The organism is SAR324 cluster bacterium, assembly GCA_015232315.1.
Classification (GTDB): Bacteria; SAR324; SAR324; order SAR324; family NAC60-12; genus JADFZZ01.
The window spans coordinates 303,869-326,667 of the sequence record JADFZZ010000001.1 but is presented as its reverse complement, the minus strand read 5'-3'; the positions used below and the strand labels follow the sequence as shown (position 1 = coordinate 326,667).

Here is a 22,799-nt window from a genome sequence, read left to right as displayed (position 1 = left end):
TGTTTATGGATTTTATTGAACACATTCGTCAGGAAATGAAACTGACCGTGTTGCAGGTCACAAATACCGTTGAGTTGCTACAAAATGACAATACCATCCCGTTTATCGCGAGATACCGTAAGGAAATGACCGGCAATCTGGATGAAGTACAGATTGAACAGATTCATGACAGATACACCTATCTCAAGGAAATGGAAGATCGCCGCCAGACGATTCTGCAAAGCATTGAATCCCAGGGAAAACTGACTCCGGAACTGCGCCAGAGCATCATTGACACCACCACCAAACAGCAGTTGGAAGATCTGTATCTGCCCTATAAACCCAAACGGCGTACCCGCGGCATGATTGCCAAAGAAAAAGGTCTGGAACCGTTGGCTGTTTTGCTGGCCTCCCCTCAAGCCAGAGAAACGCAACTCCAACAATGGTTTAGCGAATTCAAGGAGACACAAACCGCGCCAATGACCCTTGAAGAAGCAATGAAAGGTGCCAGGGATATTGTGGCGGAATGGATCTCGGAAGATGCGGAAACACTGGTCAAACTCAGAGAATTGACATTCCGCATGGGCACACTGATTTCAAAGGTGAAGTCTGAATTTGAGGGAAAAACCAGTAAATTTGAAATGTATTACGATTTTTCTGAACTCATTCGTGAAATTCCCGCTCACCGCTATCTGGCGATCCGCCGTGGCGAAAAGGAAGAAGTGTTGCGTGTTTCCGTTGAAGTGGAGGAAGTCCAGGCTTTGGAAGTGCTACGGAGCAAATGGTTGCGGCATTCTGATAAATTTCTGATCATGCAGATGGAACTCTGCCTTCAGGATTCATGGAACCGGTTGCTGAGTCCGGCCATTGAAACAGACATTCGTCTTAATTTGAAAACAGACTCCGATGAAACATCGATTGACATGTTTTCAAAAAACCTGCGTCAACTGCTGTTGCTGCCTCCCGGAAAAAACGGGGTTGTTCTTGGTCTGGATCCTGGATTCAGAACTGGCACCAAGCTGGTTGTGGTCGATAACACAGGAAAACTGTTGCACCATAGTGTGATTTTTCCGGTGCCTCCGCAAAATCATGTGGCGGAATCCCAGAAAATCGTGAAAAATCTGATCAGCACGTATCAGGTTGATGTGATTTGCATCGGTAACGGAACCGCGTCCCGTGAAGTATCGCAGTTTGTGAGAGATCTGCTGAAAACAGTGACTCGCCCTGTGGAACATGTGGTGGTCAATGAATCCGGTGCCTCCGTTTATTCCGCGTCAGAAATGGCCCGTAAAGAATTTCCCGATCTGGATGTTTCCTATCGGGGTGCGATTTCGATTGCCCGACGTTATCAGGATCCGCTGGCAGAACTGGTTAAAATTGACCCGAAATCGATTGGTGTCGGACAATACCAGCATGATGTCAACCAGACCCGGCTCAAACAATCGCTGGATCGCTGTGTGGAATCCTGCGTGAATTACGTTGGAGTTGACTTGAACCGCGCATCTATGGCATTGCTCAGTTATGTTTCGGGTATTTCCAAAACGCTGGCTCAGCGCATTGTGGATTTTAGAGACCAGAATGGCCCCTTCCGGAGTCGGGAACAGATCCGCAAAGTCACCGGTTTCGGCCCCAAAACATTTGAACAGTCTGCGGGATTTTTAAAAATCGCGGATGGGGACCATGTGCTGGACCGTTCATCGGTTCACCCTGAACGTTATGGCGTGGTTGAAAAAATTGCCAGCGATCATCATATTTCTGTAGATCAGTTGATTGGCAATGTTTCGGTGATCAACAATATTCCAGTTGAAAAATATATTGATGCCAGTGTCGGTGCTTTTACCCTGAAAGATATTCTGGAAGAATTGAGAAAACCCGGAAGAGACCCCCGAACGGATCACGAAACAATCCAGTTCAATGAAAATATTCAGGAAATGACGGATCTTCATCCGGGGATGAAACTGAACGGAGTCGTCACCAATGTCACTCATTTCGGTGCGTTTGTGGATGTGGGCGTTCATCAGGATGGCCTGATCCATATTTCAGAGATGTCAGACCGTTTTATCGCAAATCCGCTTGAAGCCTGTTCTGTCGGGCAGAAAGTGGTCGTGTATGTTAAAGAGGTTGATGTGGAACGACATCGAATTTCTCTGAGCATGAAGCCTGGAGGCAATGCCGCCGGCAAAAAAACAGGCAAGCCCAAGGCAGAGAAAGCACCGGCCCCGGTGTCAGGAGATTTTCAGTCGGATCTGGTCCAACTCATGCAGAAATTTAACCGTTGACGGAATAGACGCCTTGTGGAATTTGAGCAGATAACCGGACAGATACAGGATATTGATCAGGAACTGGCTCAATACTCATCGGGGTTTGTGCAGCAGTTCCGTTACAAACTATCCCAAAGCACGGAACATCTGCTCCGTCCCATGCTTGCGCGACGGCAGCATCCCATGCCCCGTCAGTTTCAGAAAGCGGTCATTCATGGCCTGCAACTGTATCATGTGGAAGATACGTTGAAACTGATCAGCAACCATGACCCCTCCCAGGGAATCGTGGAGGGCATTCGCACGGGTGTGCATAAAAGTTTCAGTTCCCTCTCCGCAATTCCTCTGCTTAGAAAAGTGATCCTGACGCCGCGAGAATCGCAGGAACTTGAGCAATATCGAGAAATGGTCGAACATGCTATCTGTCGGGCATTTCATTGCAGTCAGCAGGATCTGCACAATCAAAGCACCATGTTGTGGGCCATTGACTCCAACATTGCCCAACTGAATCAGGAACAGGCCCGACGGTTTTTCAGAGATCGGCTGGGATTGCTGTTTTCACCAGCCTATTTTTCCTACCTTATTCTGAGAAACCGTTATTTTTTTTCCAAGCTCATTCATTGTGCCTGTGATCCGGAAATTGAATCCTGGATTCGCTCTCGCATCAAACTGATACCAGAACCAGACGCGGAACGGCGCCCACTGGACCACCTGTTGTCCCGGCAGGATTTTCGTACCCTTGAGCGTTTGGCCAGAGAAATGACACGACGTTTTGAAGGCAATGACCGGCTGACTGAAGATGCCCCACCTTTGCGCCTCATGGAAGATGACTCACAGGTCGAAGCCAATCAGGATATGGATTCCGATGACAGCACCATTCTGAAAGTGGTGGCATTTTATGACACACCGGGTGTACCGACGCTGAAGGAAACACCGCCTCAACCCACTGTTCTGGAGCAGGGCCCCGAAATCGAGATGGAACGATCCCCCTTTGAGTGGCTGTGTTTCAGTTATGCCCGGCATATTTTAGGAATATCCAAACATTTCAGTTGGGTTAAGGAATGCTCTTCTCCTTATTTCAGGTCAAAAAGTGAAGACTATATTTCCGACATGGAATCTTTTTTTGAGGGAATGTTTGGCTCCAGCCCCATGGTGTTGAATGATTTCACGGATTATGTGACTCGTCTGCTGGAATACACCACCAGTCAGAATCCTTTTCCGGGAAAAAAAGAAACCATTCCCTTATGGGCCAAAATTGAAGATCAGTGGCAGATTCAGGGGCAGATTGAACGGGAACGGGAATGGAGTCTGATGCTGAAAAGCCGCACAACGTTTCCCATCACCCTGGTTTCTGAAGGCCCACGTCCCTTGAACGTTCAACAAGGTTTGAGCTTTGTGATCCAGATGGGAATTGCGCATTTTGATTATGACCAGCCCAAACATAAAAAAAACAAAACCCGTTCCTGCGGGTTTTTCAAGATCTTGTTTCAAGGCAGGGTTTTATCACCCCATTCCGCTGTCATCTACATTGGAAAAATCCCTTATTACATGCTGACTTCCAACCAGCTTCAGCAATGCCGTCATCTGTTTTTTTTATGTCTGCTGTCAGCACGTCACACTTTTTCTGTAGAACTCCCTCCCCTGCTGAAAAACTATCTTGTGCAGATTTTGCCTGAATTGTTGCCTCAAAAATCCAGCCCGTTGCTGAGCGTGTTGCACTCCTGATTTTGCGCAACCACCATGGATAAACGCCTCGACAGCGACAACGCAATCATGATAGGGTTTCAATCGTTTTATGCCATGCCGGACGGCATTCCATTTTCTAACAGATCTCAGGATAAAGGAAATTTATGCCCTCAATTTTTACCCGAATTATCAACAAGGAAATTCCTTGTGAAAAAATTCTGGAGACCGAAAGTGAAATTGCGTTTCTGGATATTCTTCCCTGTTTTCATGGACACACACTGGTTGTTCCCAAACATGAAGTCATGAAACTGGAACAACTTTCCACAGAAGAAGTGACGGCACTGATGCTGACTCTGCAAACAACCGCGCGCGCTGTCAGCCGGGCAATGGGCGGTCTGGATTACAATATTATATTGAACAATGGGCCGCATGCAGGACAGGAAGTGCCCCATGTTCATTTTCATATCATTCCCCGGGCTGTCAACAGTTCCTATTATAGCTTTAAAAACAGAAAACCTTATCCGGAAGGTGAAATGAGCAAGGTCGGGCAACTGATCAGAAATTGTTTGAAAGACTGAAATGATTTCTGCCTGACCTTGAAGAATCAGGCAGATTTTTTAGAGTGGCGGGACTCCATGGCTGTTCAGTTCTACGGTAGGACGGGACTACGTGCCCGTCAAACTTGGGCGGGACTCCTAATTTTCGGAGGCTTCAGTTGAAGTGCTGGTATTGGCGGCCCCCACCATATCATTGGCCAATTCTCCGATCTGGCGATTTACCGTTCGGATGGTGGAATAAATGGTTCCAGCAGTTTTGTCATGAATTTCACGGACTAACCGGGAGGTGAGGCTGGTTGCCGGAATGCTTTCGAGAATACCAAAGGTCAACCCTGAGATGATCTGGTGGATTGATTCAACTGTAGTGGTTCCTGTCTCTATCGCACGTTCAGCAAGTTCCTGCTTTTCTTTGAATTCCATTTTTTTAAATTCATCACTTTTACGAATCTCCAGCATGGTCCGTGTTTGCCGCCGGAGTTCCTGCAACTGTGTCAGTTGATAATGCCATTGATGAACCATTCGGGACATTACAGCCACCAACCCGGCCAATCCCCCCAATAATATAAATTCCATGTGTCGTCTCCCCTTTATTACTGAATGACAATATCGACATCCGCTTCAACACCCCGCTGTGCCAGCATTTGAAGCGATTCTTTTCTTACTTGTTTATACACTTCCCTAGTCACAATGCCCGGAGCAATATCCGCTACGAGAGGTGCCAGTTTTGATTCTTTTCGGGCAACCCCCAGAGGATCGCGAATTTTGATGGACAGGAAAACCCCCGGTTTACGGCTACCGTTGCCCTCTGATGGCGACAACTCCATTTTCAGACTTTGCTGGAGTTCCCGTATGTCGGAAAACAACGCTTCCATCTGCCGGGACTGACGCAGTTTGAGTTGATAAAGAGATACCGCAAGCAATCCGGCACCGGCAAACAGCAATACGTTGATGATTGAAATCATGGATGGACTCCCCTGAAAGCAGAATTTACAGTTGGATGAAAACGCAAAAAACAGTGGCATGAGATTTTAACGAACTCAAGCGAAAATTCTGCTTAATGATGGAGTCTGTAATTTTGCGGGGATCAAGCAGAGTACTGGCTGAGAGGAAATCGGGGGGCGCTACGAGAGCAATTCGTTCATCCATTCAGAGAACATCCACCAGGGCAATGCCTTGTTGTTTCCCGGCAAAGCCTGTTCCCGGTCTACATTGCACACCAGAATACCTTGTGGCGAGGATATTTCCTCTGCGATCTGCTTGAATTGGTTCAGAGGGATCACATGATTGGCAGTGGGGGTGGAAGTCAATTTGATTTCAACCGGATAGAGTGTTCCTTGTGCGTGAATCAGCAAATCCACTTCCAGGCCTCCTTGAGAACGCCAAAAGTAAAGGGATGGTTTTTTGCCAAGACTCAAAAAAATCTTCCACGCTTCTGAAATGATCATCCCTTCAAATAAAGCTCCGCCCATATTCCCCACTAGAAGTGCGTCTTGAGAGGGTTGACGTGTCATCCAGGCAACGAGAGCGGGATCACTGAAATAGAATTTGGGCGCCTTGATGATTCGCTTTCCAAAATTATTGAAATAGGGTTGCAGTAGCAAAGCCAGATAGCTCATTTCCAGAACCTTGCTCCATGATTTGATCGTCGGTTGTGAAACACCACACTGACTGGCCAGCGTCGCTGGATGGAATTCCTGAGAGTGATGCGCCGCACAGAGTTGAACAAATAGTTCAAATCCACGAAAATTCCGGATTTCCTCTATTTGGCGGACATCTCGTTCCAGATAGGTCTGGATGTAGGATTTTACCCAGAGTTCACGTTTTTCCGGAAAACAGACAAGCTCCGGATAAAATCCGTTCCACAATAATTTTGAGAGGGAAATTTTTTGTTCCTTCACTTCATGAAGACTGAATGGCGGCAATTCCAGAATGGCCACCCGTCCGGCCAAGGATTCCGAGATATTGCTCATCAGATGAAATTGCTGAGAGCCGGTCATCAACCACTGGCCCGGAGTTCGATCCTGGTCAATCCGCATTTTCAGATACGGCAAAATAGAAGGAGAATACTGAATTTCATCCAGAATTACCGGTTTTCCCTGAAACTGATCCAGAAAAGCATGGGGATCCTGCTTTGCGAAATCGCGACTCAAGGGATCATCAAAACTGCAATAGGTTGCCGCTGTTTCTTCTTTTAAAAAAGTCGTTTTGCCAGACTGACGAGGTCCGGTAATCAAAACAGCGGGAAACATCTTTCGGCTTTGCTGAAAAACAGATGTCAGATCTCTGGACAGGAACATGCTCAACCCAAAATAAATTGTTACTTTAATTTGGTCAGGAATAGAGAATTCCCATTGATTCCACAAGAGAAAAATGGAGGAGTTCGGTTGAATTTTCCATTGAATAGATTCAGTGTTTGCCGAATCATGACCACCTCAGCCCTCGGACAATTGTGTCCTCAGGCTGATGTTTTCAAGGGCGATCAATGCACAGGGTTGTCAAACGCGGGATTCACCTGGCAACTGGAAGGATTTTTATTTGTCGGAGATGGAATGCTGGCGGCACCATATTTATCCACAAGGGTTCCCACAAAACCTTCTCCGTTGACAATATCCCACACTGCGGCCAAACCGGGACCAGCCTTTACCACCAGACAGAAACTATAGCTTTCCCAGATGATCTTGTCGATTTCCTGACTCTTGTTGGGACACAGGAACAACCAACCTGTAAGTGCCGCTTTTTCAGAATAAAAATTTTTGCAGGCACTTTCACTGGCACGATACGTATGGATATAGCCTGCGCCTGTTCCTCCCGGATATCTGGGTGCGCTGTCAATCCGCAATTCTTCAGTCCGACCCAGGCTGATATTGCGTCCGCCGCCACTGTGACGGTTGTCAAAATCCTGGGGCGTTCCGGCATTGGGGGTTGCCAAACCACAATCCACGGCGGCAATCGCATGGCGTACCCCGAATTTGTTCAGCAGATTATTCAGTCGTGGCCCTGTTTCAGCGGATAATAGAGTGCCTAAACGTTGTGGTCCGACACCCGTGAAATAACTGCATGAACTGTCTCCGGGAAGTCCTGTGCCATAATGAAGCAAGGCCGCAAGTTCCTGGGCGTTCAGACGGTTGAGCAGAAATACAACAGATCCGTAAACCACCGCGTCACTGGAGTCGATGGTGTTCAAAAATGTGCTCAGCACCTGTCCCGGCAGATAATTCACCAGATTGATCAACTGCTGAATATCCCTAATACCATTGACTACTTTGACGGTTTTCATGGTGTCAGTCACATCACCCACCAGCGGAGACAACGGCACTGCCGAGTTGAGTCCCAGCAACAGGGAACTGAGCCGTTTGACAGAACCATAATTGGCGTATTCACGGCAATAGGACTGTCCTTCCGCCCGCAAATGACTCCAGGGTGAATCCAGATCATACAGCGTTTCAGACTGACTGCTATTGGCCGGCCCGACGCCGCAGGAATTGATGCCGTTGATCAAGGTGTTGATCCGTTGCTGTTCTGTGGGGGATCGAGGTGTGACCCGATCGGCCTGATATCCCAGCAGATTGATGGTATCCGCCAGAATGGTCATATCACCCACTGCTTTGGCGTTGACCACACTTCCAGAAATGGTGGAGCCGCCAATATCATTCACAATCTGGGTCAACGAACCAATGCTGTTCACTCCATTCAGAATCACGGTCAGCAACTGGACATTGATCATGCGGTTCACCAGATCAGAAACATAGCGAATGCGGCCTGTGTGCGTCAGCAAATAGCCCAGATCCTGAATTTTCTGGTTGGAAAGATTATTCAGCAGAATCACCACATTATCGGTTCCATTCGCGGAGATAGCGTTTATTAATGTTGTCAGGCGGCCAAACTGATCGCTGGTGCCAGTTTGATCCGGACTGGTATAAATGTTCCCTGAATCCTGGGCGTATAAGTGTTGCATGATCAACACAACCCGGATAATGCCGGTTTCCTGTGTAGAGACACTGACAGGTGTCAATCCATTGATGATGCGAGCCACATTGCTCGCTCCATTGTTTCCACCTTGTGCGGCCAGGTCATTGATCAAGCGGGCCAGATGCTGGATCTCCAGTTGCGTGTTACCATCGACCAGATGGATCACATCTTTCAGTTTTGTGACACCGTTTGGATCGATCTGTTGATCCAGATTATTGAAAATCACGGCGATATTTTCCGCGTCATCGACCTGATTGATCAGTTCCGAAATCTGGCGGATCTGGCTGATATCGGACACAAGCTGGGTCAATGCCGTCAAATGAGCAACCTCCATTCCATTAATGATTTTGACAACGCTACTGGCTCCAGATTCAGAGATGCTGTTGATCAAGGTGGTCAATCGGCCAAACTTGTCTGAATACCCCGAATCCGTCGGATTTTTATAAAGATACGTTTCATCGTGTGCTGACATCCCGGACAGTATCTTGACCATCTTGGTGATGCCATATTCCGGTGATGCGGTGGTGGGAGGTTCCATCCCGTTGATAATATCCGCCACGTTTTTTGCTCCATGAGTTCCGCTGACCGCGATATCGTTGATGAGTCGGACCAGATGGTAACCAATGGAAAGATTTGCGTCAGCTTTAATCCCCATAATGGCATCCGTCACTTTGTGTCCACCGGTATAACCGCTGGTTTGATTTTCCTGAGAGATTTTCTGTCCATTGAGATAGAGGTTGTTCAGAATTTCTGCCAGATGAGACGTTTGAAAAATGCCATCAGCGATGGTCACAATGTCGGCGGGTTCCACCACATCCAGCACACGGACAAATTGAAACACACCGGTTGAATTCACGGCGTTGATCAGATCATAGGCCTTGCGCCCGCTTCCCTGAGCCGCCAGTCCATTGATCAAGTCAACAATCCCGGTGGTGTTGTCAATGTAGTTCGCCAGACTCAGCAGTTGAACCGCACCATTGTCATTGATGCCGTTCAGCAGTTCAATGATGGTGGGAATGGCCTGAATGCCATTGACAATGCTGACCAAACGGGGTTCCGCCTGAATGTCCTGAGGATATTCAATGCCATTGAGCAAACGGGTGAGTGTGACCATTCCGGCTGGTGTAAGACCATTAATAATCCGGGGTATCGCGTCAGGAATCTGTGGTTTAAGCTGATTCAGCAAAATCGCGACTTTTTCGTAGGGAGTACGCAGTGTTCCCTTGTCTCCGGGCAGAACAATGTTGTCCAGCCATATTCGGTCCTGTCCTGCGCTTCCAGAGGCGTCTTTTTCATATTCCCAGCGAAAACGATGAACACCTGCTTCCACATAATAGTCTGGTGATTGACTCCAGCCTGTTTCGCCGGAAATTTTTCCCTGAAGCACATCATCAATATAAAATTTCAGATAGTCATGACCAGACTCCGTGCTGACTTTGTAATGAAAATTCATAGTGCCAGCGGTAATGATGTGACTGAACATCTCGGCACTCAGCACTTCATTGTGTGCCATGCCTTCCGGTGTGCCTGCGCTGTTCTGTCCGCCGCTGGCCTGCTGATTGTCGATAACCCACATGTGCCCACCAGTTGATGAGACAGCCCAGGTCTGGCTGGCGGTTCCTTCAAAATCCTCGTCATTGCTGACCACACCCTGCACATCCAGCAAATTAACCAGGGTGGCGATCATCTCTGAATTTGCGGTCAATCGAACCGTAGTGATCAAAGCCTCCATTCCGGCTGAGTCTACTGAATTGATCAGGTTGGTGGCATTGCTCAGTGCAAGCAGGTTGTTGATGAAAGTGGTGAGTTTTTTCAGTTCTTCCACTTCATTCAAAATTCTAAGCAGTTTGGCTTTTCCTGCGGAGGTGCCTGCGACGTCATTCAACAGGTTCGGCATGGTGTTCACTTGTTCATCAACCAGTGCGATCACCAGACTCAGACGTTCAATTCCGGTCAGGTCCTGATACGGCAACATTCCATGCACAATGTCTTTGAGGGAGTTCATGTCATGCACATTATTGATGACATTTGCGATTTTGCCGATGGTATCCTGAGATGGCGGATTTTCCACGCGGATCATTTCATCGGTAGCGTTCAGCAGTGTCAGCACTTCAGTAACGCTCAACGCATTGTCACCGGACATCAATGATACCAGTTTCTGCGGATCACCAATCTGATTGATCAAATCAATAATATTGCTGTGTCCCGCTTCATACACCATTCGTTGCAGATTGGCTTCCCCCAATCCGGCTACCAGCGCGTCAAACTTGTACTGACCGATCCCCTGGAGCAACGCGTCCATATCAGTATCAGTCTGATGACTTTCCTGTTCCTTGTGGTCATAATAACTGGTTGAAACCTTGAAGGTACGTTCCGGCCGTTTTTGGCAGCCAACAAGACTGATGATCATGACGATGAACCAGATGGTGGTGATCCCCCATTTCCGCATATTGCCTCCTTGGTCTGTAGTTGAAACCTGTTTTGTTTAATGAGAGTTTTGACAGCAATTAAATAACTGTTAGTACAGTTGTACCAATAATTTAAAAATAGGAAGCGGTCATGTCGCTAACAGTCCGGGATGTTGTGTAAATTGTCTTTCAATGAAGAGACCTTGATCTTCCTGAAGGATTATGTCATCGGGACATTTTACGACATCGAATTTGACGATAATCGTTTTTGTGTAAAACACTTATCAGCACAAGTGTACCGATCTTAACAGGATTTTGATTGATCATTCTCGAAGTCAATGGGGGCAACCATGAAGATAAAAATCATTATTGAAATCATTTTAACCCTGATCGCCCTAGTCACAGGACTGATATTGATCACTTTCAGTCTGAAGAAACAGCAGCAGTCGTTCAAACATCTGCTGCAATTCAGGGTTTTTCTGGCAATAGCCGCGGCCGTATCTGTTTTCGGATTGATCCTCGTCAACTATTATTTTTACAAGGGTGAAAAACTATCCGATTCAGACCGTTCCTTGATTGCCCAGTTCACCATGCAGTTGCCACAGGAATTGAATGTGCTGATGAACAGCCCTGAAAATCGCGAGCATCCCGGACTTGAGTCCTTGGACCTGGCCTATCTGCTCAGGGATATGGACATGAATGTGCTGATTGATTTTTCGCTCGAATCCGGCGGCGACCGAATCTTATCACTGTTGTATGCCATCAAGGAATCCGGATGCAACCAACTGGAAACCCCACAGGGAAAACCCCGGTTCCAGATTCCGGAAAAACAGTGGTACAGTGCCTGTACGCTGAATGATTTCAACCATATTGCCATCATCGCCCATCTGATTGATGACATTCATGATCCTCGCCGAGCGGTCAATCTGGTCAATTATAAAAAAACTCCCGGCATTGCTGAAATTTCACCAGAAGAACAGCGGTATCTGATCAAACTGGGATATGTGCTGGCCCGGATTCAGACCTTTCAAACCATTGCTTCAATCGTGGATAATGTGACAGAATTCAGTCGAATCACCGACATGCTGGATGTCAACCTTGGCAAAGCGGATCCCGGAAAACTGTCGGCAGAAGAAAAAGATTATCTGGATCGTATTGTTTACCTGCTGAATCATGTGGAAAATACCCAGGCCATTGTGGAAGTCCTGAACTATATTGAGCAAACGAAATCAGTGGTCACAGTGTTACAGGAAATCAAAGACAACAACGATCAAACAGCCACTGTTCGACTTGCCATGCTGATCAATCGTCTGAAGGGTCCCGGGCGGTTGTCTGTGTTGCTGAATCAAACGTTTGACACTCCGCAGAAGCAGGCGAATCTCATGCGTTTGTTGAATGAAGTGAAGGACATGGATAAACTGGCGGGAATCATTGGTTATGTGGAAAACATTGAAAACCTGTCGATGATTCTGGAAAAAATTCAAACCAATGCTCAAAACTCAAAGGATGGATTAGCATCGCTGATCACCCTGATCAATGAAGTGGAGGATCCACAAAATCTGGTCATCCTGATCAATCAGGTACGCAATGTTCAGCAAATGCTGGTCATTCTGAAGCATCTGGACCATCGGAATTCGCCGACGGGCGCACTGAAAATGGCGGAACTCATCAATCAGATTTCCAGAGAGGAAATTCTGTCTGTTCAAAGCCATCTGATCCGTCTGATCGACGATCTGTCTCATGGAACCAGTGCGGCCAATGTAGCTCAAATCATCAATGGGCTGGAATTTAAAGAAAACCATACCGGCGGCTTGTATCAACTGGTGTCTCTGCTCAAAGGCTTGTCCACACAAGATCCGGAACATCCCTATAAAAACGCCCTCGATACCCATCAATCCGATGCGTTTGGCCGGTTGACCGCATTTATCAACGCCATTTCAGGTTCAGGCACCCGCAACACGGTGGTGTTGCTCAATCAGACCGATCCGGCCCAGATCTCCGCGCTCATCCAGTTGATCGGCAGTGTGTATCAGATCCGGAATGTCGCCGATCTGGTCAATGGTATCCGTGAACCGGAACACGTGGTGACTCTGCTCAACGCGCTTGATCTGGGTGGCAAACCCAATGCGGTGGATACACTCACACAGGTGATCCATCAGATCGATCAGCATCCGGATTTGACAATCGGACATTTGGTTCGGCTGGTGAACGATCTTTCGTCAGGCAGTCAGGGCGCAAGAAATGTGGCCAATCTGCTCAATGATCTGCATACCCGTTCCGGCAGTATTGCCAACCTGACCCAGATTCTCGCCGGGGTGTCCCGTCAGGATTTGACACACCCCTACAATCATCCGGAAGATACTGGAACCACCGACCATTTCGGCCGATTGACCACCCTAATCAATGCCGTGTCAGATCATGGCACGGCCAATATCAGTTCCCTGATCAACGATGTAAAATCAGAGCAGATTCCGGCCTTGGTCATGCTGGTGCGGGATGTTCCCAAAATTTCCCTGCTGACAGGTCTGATCAACCGTTTGAATTCGCCTCAACAAATGGTCACACTGCTCAATCATCTGGACTCAAAAACGCCCGCCCCCGGCACCAGGAATGTACTGACCCTGATTGCCGCGCTGGATCATGATCCGGACTTGTCGGTGGAAACCCATCTGGTCCGGTTGATCAATGAACTTTCCAGAGACTCTTCCGGTGCGGAAAACGTTGCCCGGATTCTCAATGGTTTGAGCCATCAGGGGAATACGTTGGACCAGAGTGCCGTGCTGAGAATGGCCAAACTCATGTCAATTCTGCATGAAAACGATATGGATCATCCCTACCGAAAACCGAACGAGACTGCAAAATCCGATCGTTTTGGCCGCTTGCTGACGCTCATCAATACCATTGACTCTGCCGGTTCCCGGAATGTGGTCACTCTGCTGAATGTGATCAAAGCGCCACAACTGGGATGTTTGTCAGGACTGATCGCCAATATGGAACAAATCGGTTACCTCACCGACCTGATCAACGGATTGGATGATGCCGCGACAGTGGCGGAACTCATCAATCATCTGGATCTTCAGGGAAATCCCTCCGGTTGTGACAAACTTCGGATCACGCTGGAAACTGTGGCTCATGATCCGGGTTTGACCATCAAAGGGGCACTGGTGCGTTTTATCAATCAGTTGTCCCGTGGTGAAAACGGTGCCCGCAATGTGGCATCGGTCATCAATGGCATCCGGCCGGATGGAGAAAATCAGGTGGTCAAACTGTTGGCTGAAATGAGCCATGAACAGAAAGCAGGTCGAAACAGTCAGGAATTTGCGAAACTCACGGATTTACTGGGAGGATTGTCTCAGCGGGGATCTCAAAACGTCCATGGTCTGCTCAACAACATCCATTCCGATAAATTGGCATGTCTGAGCTATCTGGTCAACAGTCTGGGCAATTCGAAAGCACTGACAGAATTCATTGACGGCATTGAAGATGCGAGTCGAGTCAGTTCCCTGATCAATCATCTCGACGAGAAAAGTCAGCCCTCCGGTTGTGAAAAACTCAAAGATATATTAGCGCAGGTAAACGCTCACAAAGCACTCACGATTCGCAACCATATTGTCCGGCTGGTGAATGATCTTTCCGCCAATAACACGTCCCGTGGTCCTGAAAATGTCGCTCGAATTATCAATGGTCTGCGCTACAGCAAAAATCCTGAACAGAATGGTGTCAACCGATTGATGCTTTTGCTCGAAGGTCTTGGACAGCAAAGCACAGAAACTCCATACAACGCACCGGATGATACTTCCCGTGAGGACCATTTCGGCCGATTGACGACCCTGCTCAGAGAAATTTCAGGCAAAGGCTCTGACAACGTGGTGACACTGATCAATGATCTGGATTTCAAACAGTTTCCGGGGTTGGTCCTGCTGATTCGTGATGTCCGCAAAATCAGGGTGTTTTCAGATCTCATCAATGGCGCGTCCGGTGCGTCGGATATTGTGGTACTGCTCAACCATTTATCACGTGAAACACAACCGACCGGCATGGAAAAACTGCTGGATATTCTGAACAAAATTGATGAAGCACCAGAACTGACCATCCAGAATCACATGGTCCGGCTGATCAATGAATTGCATAACACCGATTCCGGTGCTGTCACCGTGGCGGCACTGATCAATGGTCTGGATCAGAACGCGGAAAAACTCAGCGGCACTCAACGGTTGGTGAATCTGATGAAAGGCGTGTTTCCGAGCAATCCTGAAAATCCTTATCTGAATCTGAATGATACCGGACAACAGGATCCCTTCGGTCGCCTGATCGTGTTCATCAACACGCTTTCCGCCAATGCGTCGTCCGTGGATCGTGTCATCGCCCTGATCAACAAACTGGATTCCAGTAAAATTTCCAATGTGTCGATTTTGGTGCGAAAAGTGGAACGGTTGCAGTATCTGGTCGATCTCATTCATCGGTTGTATAACATTGATCTCATGGTGGTGGTGTTGAATGGAGTCGATCATGTAGACAATCTGGTGGTATTACTCAATCAGGTGGGGTCTTCGGTTCAAAAAGGCAGTTACACCAAGACGGTGGGCGATATGTCGATCATCGCGGATACCATCAATCTGCTGGGGTACCAGTCTGATGGTGTGACGCCACGTCCATTGAATGAACAGAATCGAATCAATTTACTGGTCAACGGCGTCACATACTGCGGAATCAAGCAGGAATTTGACACCACCATCACCACCGCCATACCTCCGGAAAAATATTTTCATCCCTGCGATGGTCAGGTTCGTGACGGCAACAACCCGACTCCCCGTCTGGGAACATTTCTGCTGGGACTGGATAACGCCCGGCCGGTTTCCATCATTGTGGGCGATGTGCGAAATACTGAAAAAACCCTCCGCATCATGAATGCCCAACGGGATATTCACGCCTTGACCCAGCTTGTGAATCTGCTTCCCGGCGAAGTGACAGCCAAGTTGATCAACACCACCAGCATCCATGCGATTTACCGTTCGTTGGCCTACATTGCCAACAATCTGGAGGCTCGGGCCATGGCCAGCCTGATTCATTTTGGCACAGGGATTGGCGATGGCCGGGAACGTAATGGCCAATGCCGATATTACACCGGAGTAGGGCCTGAACGACTCGGAAAAATTCTGAATGTGGAAACCGGCGAAAGCCTGAAAAATGTAATCCGTAATTTCGGCTGGAGGACGGCAATTCCCGCGCTGGTTTGCGGTCTGGGTGTCAAAGATCACCAGGTGTTGACCGATCAGTATCCCAACGAGCCCAAACCGGGAAAGGATGAAGAATTCAGTGCTATGGAAAACATCGCAATCACCGGCGATCTGTTTTATGGAGATTACGTTCACCACTATGAGCACCGTGAAGCCTTCTGCGGAGCCGGCACCTACTATCCTGAAATCGTAGGCAACGCACTGACAGGTTCGCTTGAAGTGGATCGGCTGATCCATGACGGCAAACGTTTTTCAGGCATCATTAAAGTCAATGAAGGCATCAGCAGTGTCTGGAACATCATCAACAACCGCAGTGTGATCCGCGGTCTGCTCGAAACGTTTGGTGGCGGTCTGCCTTATCCTCCTGAAATAAATGGCAGCAAGGATTATGAAACCTGCGGAATTTTTCCACAAAAAGGCGAACCCCCTGTTCAATATGTGGCTCCTGCCAGCATCAGCCAGACCGAGGTCCACACCCGTTATGAATATGGGAAAATGTGAGTTGATTTATTTATTTTCGCATTTTCCACTTTCCATTGGAGGGGTGGGTTTGCTAAATGTATACATCGAGCCTCACTTTTGAATGAAGCAGAGGCTGTTAAATCAGCAACAGGCATGTTAATTTTTAGTTCACATAAAAATTGGAGGAGCAACATGAGCAGAAAAATTCAAACAGTATCAGCCATTGAAATTATGGATTCCCGTGGCAACCCGACTGTCAGGGTCAAGGTGACTCTGGATGATGGTGTTTCCGCATCCGCATCGGTCCCCTCAGGAGCCTCCACAGGAGAAAATGAGGCACTGGAATTACGGGATGGCGACAAAAAAAGATATTTGGGCAAAGGTGTTTTGAAAGCCGTGGAAAATATCAACAAAACCATTGGTCCCAAATTGACCGGTATGGATGTCACACATCAAGGCGAGATTGACAAAGTCATGCTTGATATGGATGGAACCCCGTTCAAGAAAAACCTGGGCGCAAACGCGATTCTGGGGGTGTCCATGGCCGTTGCCTGTGCTGGCGCAAAAGCAGTCAATCTGCCATTGTATGCCTATCTTGGCGGTGCCGGAGCCAGTCGTCTGCCTGTGCCTATGATGAATATTCTGAATGGAGGATCACATGCCGACAGTAGCGTGGACCTTCAGGAATACATGGTTATGCCGGTTGGCGCGCCTAATTTCCGTGAAGCGCTACGCTATGGCGCGGAAACATTCCATAATTTGAAGGCCATTCTGAAAAAGAACGGATATTCCACCGGAGTTGGTGACGAAGGCGGATTCGCTCCAAGTCTCAAAAGCAATGAGGAAGCCTGCGAACTGATCATTGAAGCCATCAAAAAAGCTGGCTACAAACCCGGCAAAGACATTGCCATCGCCCTGGATGCCGCCTCCAGTGAATTTTATGAGAAAAGCGATGGTGGCTATAATTTGAAAAAATCCGGTCAGGGCAAAAAGAGCACCAAAGAAATGATGGAACTTTATCAAAACTGGTGTTCCAAATACCCAATCATCTCCATTGAAGATCCCTTGAGTGAGCATGACTGGGATGGCTTCACTGGTTTGACGGCCGCTATTGGAGAAAAAGTGCAGATCGTCGGTGATGACCTGTTTGTGACCAACACTGACTTTGTCAAAAAAGGTATTCAGAAAAAAGCCGCCAATTCCGTGTTGATCAAAGTCAACCAGATTGGCTCTGTTTCAGAAACCATCGCCACCATCCAGATGTGCCGGGAAGTTGGTTGGAGCTATATCATTTCACACCGAAGCGGTGAAACAGAAGATACGTTTATCGCAGATTTTGCGGTTGCCATGGGTGGTGGGCAAATTAAAACAGGCTCTACCTCACGTGGTGAGCGTACCGCCAAATACAACCGTCTGCTGGAAATTGAAGATGAATTGGGCAGTGCCTCCCAGTTTGGCATGAGACTGGTCTGATTCAGCGAGAAACCCTGAAGAAATGGAAAACTTTCTGGTTACGAACGTCCCGTTCGTAACCGTTCCATGACCCACCTCCGGTGGATGCGAAGCAGAGCAGAGCCTGAGGAATAACGTGCCCCACGGAACGTAGGGCACGAGCGCACTTTTACAACTTATTTTTTTGCCATTCCTTAATTCAACAGAAGTGTCATCTCAACCAGCGCGAGAAATCTTGAGCCAATGAAAGATGCTCCAATCCTTCAAGAACATTCCAGAATGCCTAAATCAAAATATTCATTCGAACAATTTCGTATCGCATCACATCTGATTCGCTGGACACTGCTTGTTTTACCCGTAGCGATTGCTGTCGGATTATTTGTCGCGCTGTTTTTAAAAATGCTGGAATGGGCCACCCACACTCGTTGGGAAAACATGTGGCTTATCTTTCTTCTGCCTCTTGCTGGAATTTTCATTTCCTGGCTATACAGTTTTTTTGGTAAAAACGCTGAAGCCGGCAATAACCTCATCATGGATGAAATACACAAGCCCGGTGGCGGTATTCCGTTTCGGATGGCCCCGCTGGTGCTGATCACCACGGTGATTACCCATTTATTCGGCGGCTCCGCGGGAAGAGAGGGAACCGCTGTGCAAATGGGTGGAAGTGTGGCGGCGTTTGTGGCCACCAAGTTCAAATTAAGACATGAAAATCAAAGAATTCTATTGATGTGCGGAATGGCGGCAGGTTTTGGCGCCGTCTTTGGAACTCCTGTGACAGGAGCGATTTTTGCGCTGGAAGTGCTGGCCATTGGCAGAATCAAATATGACGCACTTGCACCTTGCTTAATGGCCAGCATCATTGCGGATATTGTCTGTACGGCCTGTCAAGTGGGACATACCCATTATTCCATCGCGTTTTCAGGAAAAAACCCGGGTGCACTTCCATTTGTTTCTTTTGATGTGTTGCTGTTGCTGAAAGTCCTTGTCGCAGGGATTTTTTTTGGTCTGGCCAGTTTTTTGTTTGCGGAACTCTCGCATGGGATAAAAGCCAAAAGCCATCAGTTCATCCCCAAAAAATGGCTCATTCCGGTTGTCGGCGCTGTTTTGGTGATCGGCATCAGCTATTTGTTAGACACGTTTGATTATCTTGGACTCGGAGTCCATTCCTCATCCCCTGACGGAATCAGTATTGTATCTGCTTTTTCCAAGGGTGGCGCTGACTATTTCAGTTGGTTCTGGAAGTTGTTGCTGACGGCAATCACTCTGGGCACAGGCTTTAAAGGGGGAGAAGTCACGCCTTTATTTTTTATCGGCGCAACATTGGGCAATGCGATCGCAACCTTGACAGGCGTTCCTGTTGATCTGTTCGCGGGACTGGGGTTTATCGCTGTTTTCGCGGGAGCCACCAATACGCCGCTGGCTTGCACCATGATGGGCATCGAACTTTTTGGCGCTGAAAATGTCATTTACTATGCGGTTGCCTGTTTCACGGCCTATTATTTCAGTGGTCATACCGGCATTTATCATTCACAGCGCGTGGCTGTTTCAAAATTTCACAAAGATCATCATGACGGGGAAACGCTTAAACACGGGAGAGACAATAGAAAAAAATATGAAGGACAACCAATCTTTCGGCCAGACCAAAAAAAAATGACCGGCCAAAGTTCTGAAACAGATCAATAGAGGGAAACAGGATCATCCTGAGGTCGGGTGCGCCAACGCCGGTGCATCCAGAAATACTGATCCGGATATTCACGAATCACATCTTCCAACCTGTCCGTCACTGCCTGTGCGATCAACTGCGTGTCCCGTTCCCGGTTGCCTGTCAAGTCACAGTAAATTCTCTCAAATTTAATCAATACCTTGTCTCCCACGTAAGGACAGGTGACCAGCACTATCGGGGAACGTTTCATCAAATAAAAAGACGCGACACCCTTGCTCATGGAGGCTTTTCTTCCGAAAAAATCAACAAACAGTGACGATTTACGATCATTCTGATCCACCAGCATGCACAAAATATTTTTATGATTCAGAACACGCCCAATCTGCAACGCCGCGGCTTTTCCCTTGCCAATGGTTTGAATGTTTAATTTTTGACGAACCTGATTGTGGTGTTCATCCACGAGCGGATTAGACTGCTGTCCGACATACATCCAGGTTGAATATTGTTTTTCCGCAAGTACCGGCGCGACCACTTCCCAATTACCAAAATGTCCGCTCACCAACAACACGCCTTTGTTTTCCGCCAGAGCCTCATCCAGAACGGCCAGATTCTCGAGTTGTGCCAATTGCTGAGTTTTCCCCGCAAACAGATCCAAGCGCAACGCATCAAAGGAAAGTCGTGAAAACCAGCGGTAACTGTCACGTCCAATTTGAGCTTTTTTTTCATCAGACAAGTTGGGGAATGCCAGATCAAGGTTTGTTTTCACAATACTGCGGCAAATGCGGATAACATGGTAGGCCAGTGCATACAGACACCATTGAAAAAAATTCCGTTTCTGTGGATTTATGGTGAGCGCGAGTTTTCTTAAAAATAGAAGAAAGGCGTATTCCAGTCGATGAAACCAGCGAATGGGTTCATCCGGAGAAAGCTGGTTCATATCAATTTATCAAAAGAAACGCCCTTGTCTTTGAGCAGTTGGGCTTTACGCTGAATCAATCCGACAAATCCGACAAGGGATTCATCATTGAGAAAATCAAAATCTGATTGTGGTAAACTTTCTATCACTTTGATCAATGCATGGGTGAGCAGAGCCTCAAATTCAGGCTTGTTTTGAAAATGCTCAATCTGCACTTCCCGAAATCGCTTTGCCGCATCCCCGATCATGAATTCTTTCATGAAATTAGCGGCATTTGTTCTGAATAGTGCCTGTGTCCAATCCCCGTTTACAAACAAGCGCAGGTAAACAGTCTGGCCATTGGGAACTTTACCCAGATTTTTGCTTTGTCCCATATTCGCAACCCCAAGCGCCAAAATAATTTCATCTGTGATTTTAAGATACAGGACATCTTCATTGTATGACGTGACATTCCCTGCAACCGACATTTTTTTCTGCACATGTCTGGTGGCCTTGTTGTAGGATCTTAAAATTGCCAGCAACGCATTGGAAAATTTTATATAATACTTATTGACAGGAGTATTACTTTCTTTTGTCAGATTGAACAGGTCCACAAAATATTCCTGATCCCCCGGAGCCATGGCGGCGTCTGTGTCAGAATCTTTATAAGAAATATCCTGCTTCTGCCCCTTGACAGGATTGGGGACATCTTTTTTAGGTAAGGGGAAACAAGCCTCCAGCAAAGTTCCAGAGTGGCTGACCTTAAAAATCACAGGAGGTGGGGCGTTTTCCGGATTGACGGGTGGCGTAGCGCTTACAGGTTCCTCGACTGGAGTCGCTTTAGCCGACTGCTTTGCCTCAGTTTTCTTTTTTGCAATGCTGGTGAATGACACTGTGATTTTTTTCAGGGATGCCAGCATCGAAGCAAACCCACTCGCTTGTCCCGGTGTCAGATTTCCTGCTTCCACTTTTTTGGCAACCTGGGCCACCATTGTCTGTTTTTCCCATGAAATATCACCAGCGGATGATAAAGCCTGGGCCGACATAGGAAAGCCTTTTCCAAGTTTGCTATCATCCTTATAACGCGTGTACACTTTGAGTAAAAGATCATAAAATTCAGGTTCAAACAAACCTTCCAGGGCTGATTCTTCAAGTTCGATAATGTCATTGTTCTTCAAGTTGGCACGGTCACTCAACTGTTTGACAAAGTCATCTGGCAACATTAATGCATAAAAGCGTTCGTAGATACTGGCTTTTCCCGCCTGATAAAATACGTCTTTGGATGTTTGATCCAACTCTCTCAGATGGTGCACCAGCCAATCAGTCATATACTGACGCTTGACATGCTGAAATAAATAGCTTTCAGGATGCAACAATGATTTTTCGATCACAACACCTAGCGCCTTGACGAGAGCGGGATATTGTTCCTGTGTTACTTTTTCAAACATGTCTTTGTCTTTTGCTGTACGGATAGTGAGAACCAGCGCATCATAATACATTTTCTTGTCAAATGCGTTTTTTGCGTTTTCAGGAAGAGGAATTTTAAGTTCTGTCAACAGTTTCAGACAACTGATGCTTATGTCCCGAATCAGAACATGAATTCCATGCTTCAGGCTGTCTTCGGCTGAAAGGAGTTTGGGGCTTTGTTTGCTTTCTTGAAGATATTCAGGATAATGCTTTCCAAACTTGGGATAGTTTTTAAGATATTTTCCTAAAAAATCCGTATTCTGTTCAATGGTACGGATTGTTTCCTGAGTTTTAATGAGTTTTGCGACCAGTGAGCGAAAAATAATTTCTTTTTCAGTAGCGTTTTTTCCGCCTCCAAAATACCGGATCAGTTCGAGGAAGGATACTTCATCATATAAAAAACGATAACTTTGAGCGAACCAATCAGCAGGATTTTTAAACAGCACATGGCACGGATGCACAGTTTCATAAAGCCGTTTTTGATAACCATCCGCCTGGCGGAACACGTGAACCATGGATTCGAGACTGACCTGGTCAAACAGGGGGGTTTGCGCACCTTCGTGGTCCAGAACAAATTTGAGTTGAGATAACAGATTTTTTCGAGCATCAGGAGCCAGATAAGAGGTTTCAGAATTTTCTTCTGAGGCTTTATTCATCTGAGCTTCAACAACCTTGAGTAATAAATTTTCAAAGGTTTTTGCTGTTTGTGGTGTAGTCATTGCTTATGCCACCTCAATGAGATAAGAAAAAGAGAACAGGTGTATGG

Annotated in this window: 12 protein-coding genes; 6 read left to right on the top strand and 6 right to left on the bottom strand. The window is 47.2% G+C overall.

All coding sequences use genetic code 11. The annotated features are described in order from the left end of the window. Positions 1-5 precede the first annotated feature (5 nt). The 3 genes from HQM11_01320 (at position 6) to HQM11_01310 (ending at position 4,501) form a co-directional block, all read left to right on the top strand. Positions 6-2,258, top strand: coding sequence for an RNA-binding transcriptional accessory protein (locus HQM11_01320; protein ID MBF0349638.1), 2,253 nt, complete (start codon positions 6-8; stop codon positions 2,256-2,258). A 15-nt stretch (positions 2,259-2,273) separates the two neighbouring features. Then, a complete protein-coding gene (locus tag HQM11_01315) occupies positions 2,274-3,962 on the top strand; it encodes a hypothetical protein (protein ID MBF0349637.1) in 1,689 nt (562 codons plus the stop codon). Positions 3,963-4,087: 125 nt separating this feature from the next. Next, positions 4,088-4,501, top strand: coding sequence for an HIT domain-containing protein (locus HQM11_01310; GenBank protein ID MBF0349636.1), 414 nt, complete (start codon positions 4,088-4,090; stop codon positions 4,499-4,501). Positions 4,502-4,618: 117 nt separating this feature from the next. On the opposite strand, the gene HQM11_01305 is transcribed toward HQM11_01310, so the two are convergent. The 4 genes from HQM11_01305 to HQM11_01290 form a co-directional block, all read right to left on the bottom strand. Continuing rightward, the gene (locus HQM11_01305) at positions 4,619-5,053 is read right to left on the bottom strand and encodes a hypothetical protein (protein MBF0349635.1); all 435 of its coding nucleotides are present in this window, start codon (positions 5,051-5,053) and stop codon (positions 4,619-4,621) included. Between the two features lie 17 nt (positions 5,054-5,070). Then, positions 5,071-5,442, bottom strand: a complete 372-nt coding sequence (locus HQM11_01300; protein MBF0349634.1) for a hypothetical protein — start codon at positions 5,440-5,442, stop codon at positions 5,071-5,073. A gap of 159 nt (positions 5,443-5,601) precedes the next feature. Next, positions 5,602-6,777: an ATP-binding protein gene (locus HQM11_01295; protein MBF0349633.1), complete on the bottom strand. Its 1,176-nt coding sequence runs from the start codon at positions 6,775-6,777 to the stop codon at positions 5,602-5,604. Positions 6,778-6,959: 182 nt separating this feature from the next. After that, on the bottom strand, positions 6,960-10,898 hold the full coding sequence (locus tag HQM11_01290; protein MBF0349632.1) for a hypothetical protein: 3,939 nt from the start codon (positions 10,896-10,898) through the stop codon (positions 6,960-6,962). Between the two features lie 309 nt (positions 10,899-11,207). On the opposite strand from HQM11_01290, the gene HQM11_01285 reads away from it, so the two are divergent. The 3 genes from HQM11_01285 (at position 11,208) to HQM11_01275 (ending at position 19,691) form a co-directional block, all read left to right on the top strand. Next, entirely contained in the window at positions 11,208-16,595 is a 5,388-nt protein-coding gene (locus tag HQM11_01285) for a hypothetical protein (GenBank protein ID MBF0349631.1), read from the top strand. A 153-nt stretch (positions 16,596-16,748) separates the two neighbouring features. Further along, positions 16,749-18,029 (top strand): phosphopyruvate hydratase, encoded by a 1,281-nt coding sequence (gene eno / locus HQM11_01280; GenBank protein ID MBF0349630.1) that lies wholly within the window; start codon positions 16,749-16,751, stop codon positions 18,027-18,029. Between the two features lie 258 nt (positions 18,030-18,287). Beyond that, positions 18,288-19,691, top strand: coding sequence for a voltage-gated chloride channel family protein (locus HQM11_01275; GenBank protein ID MBF0349629.1), 1,404 nt, complete (start codon positions 18,288-18,290; stop codon positions 19,689-19,691). Here HQM11_01275 and HQM11_01270 read toward each other — a convergent pair. Together HQM11_01270 and HQM11_01265 are read right to left on the bottom strand one after the other, a co-directional pair. Beyond that, on the bottom strand, positions 19,685-20,608 hold the full coding sequence (locus HQM11_01270) for a hypothetical protein (protein MBF0349628.1): 924 nt from the start codon (positions 20,606-20,608) through the stop codon (positions 19,685-19,687). The genes HQM11_01275 and HQM11_01270 overlap by 7 nt on opposite strands. Continuing rightward, complete coding sequence (locus tag HQM11_01265; protein MBF0349627.1) at positions 20,605-22,752, bottom strand: hypothetical protein; 2,148 nt, start codon at positions 22,750-22,752, stop codon at positions 20,605-20,607. The genes HQM11_01270 and HQM11_01265 overlap by 4 nt, the downstream gene beginning before the upstream one ends. Positions 22,753-22,799 lie beyond the last annotated feature (47 nt).

Excerpts from the sequence above, each read along its gene's own strand:
- HQM11_01290 (MBF0349632.1), bottom strand. The coding sequence starts at position 10,898 with ATGCGGAAATGGGGGATCACCACCATCTGGTTCATCGTCATGATCATC.
- HQM11_01320 (MBF0349638.1), top strand. The coding sequence starts at position 6 with ATGGATTTTATTGAACACATTCGTCAGGAAATGAAACTGACCGTGTTG.
- HQM11_01300 (MBF0349634.1), bottom strand. The coding sequence starts at position 5,442 with ATGATTTCAATCATCAACGTATTGCTGTTTGCCGGTGCCGGATTGCTT.
- HQM11_01310 (MBF0349636.1), top strand. The coding sequence starts at position 4,088 with ATGCCCTCAATTTTTACCCGAATTATCAACAAGGAAATTCCTTGTGAA.
- HQM11_01275 (MBF0349629.1), top strand. The coding sequence starts at position 18,288 with ATGCCTAAATCAAAATATTCATTCGAACAATTTCGTATCGCATCACAT.
- HQM11_01265 (MBF0349627.1), bottom strand. The coding sequence starts at position 22,752 with ATGACTACACCACAAACAGCAAAAACCTTTGAAAATTTATTACTCAAG.
- HQM11_01305 (MBF0349635.1), bottom strand. The coding sequence starts at position 5,053 with ATGGAATTTATATTATTGGGGGGATTGGCCGGGTTGGTGGCTGTAATG.
- eno (MBF0349630.1), top strand. The coding sequence starts at position 16,749 with ATGAGCAGAAAAATTCAAACAGTATCAGCCATTGAAATTATGGATTCC.
- HQM11_01270 (MBF0349628.1), bottom strand. The coding sequence starts at position 20,608 with ATGAACCAGCTTTCTCCGGATGAACCCATTCGCTGGTTTCATCGACTG.
- HQM11_01285 (MBF0349631.1), top strand. The coding sequence starts at position 11,208 with ATGAAGATAAAAATCATTATTGAAATCATTTTAACCCTGATCGCCCTA.
- HQM11_01295 (MBF0349633.1), bottom strand. The coding sequence starts at position 6,777 with ATGTTCCTGTCCAGAGATCTGACATCTGTTTTTCAGCAAAGCCGAAAG.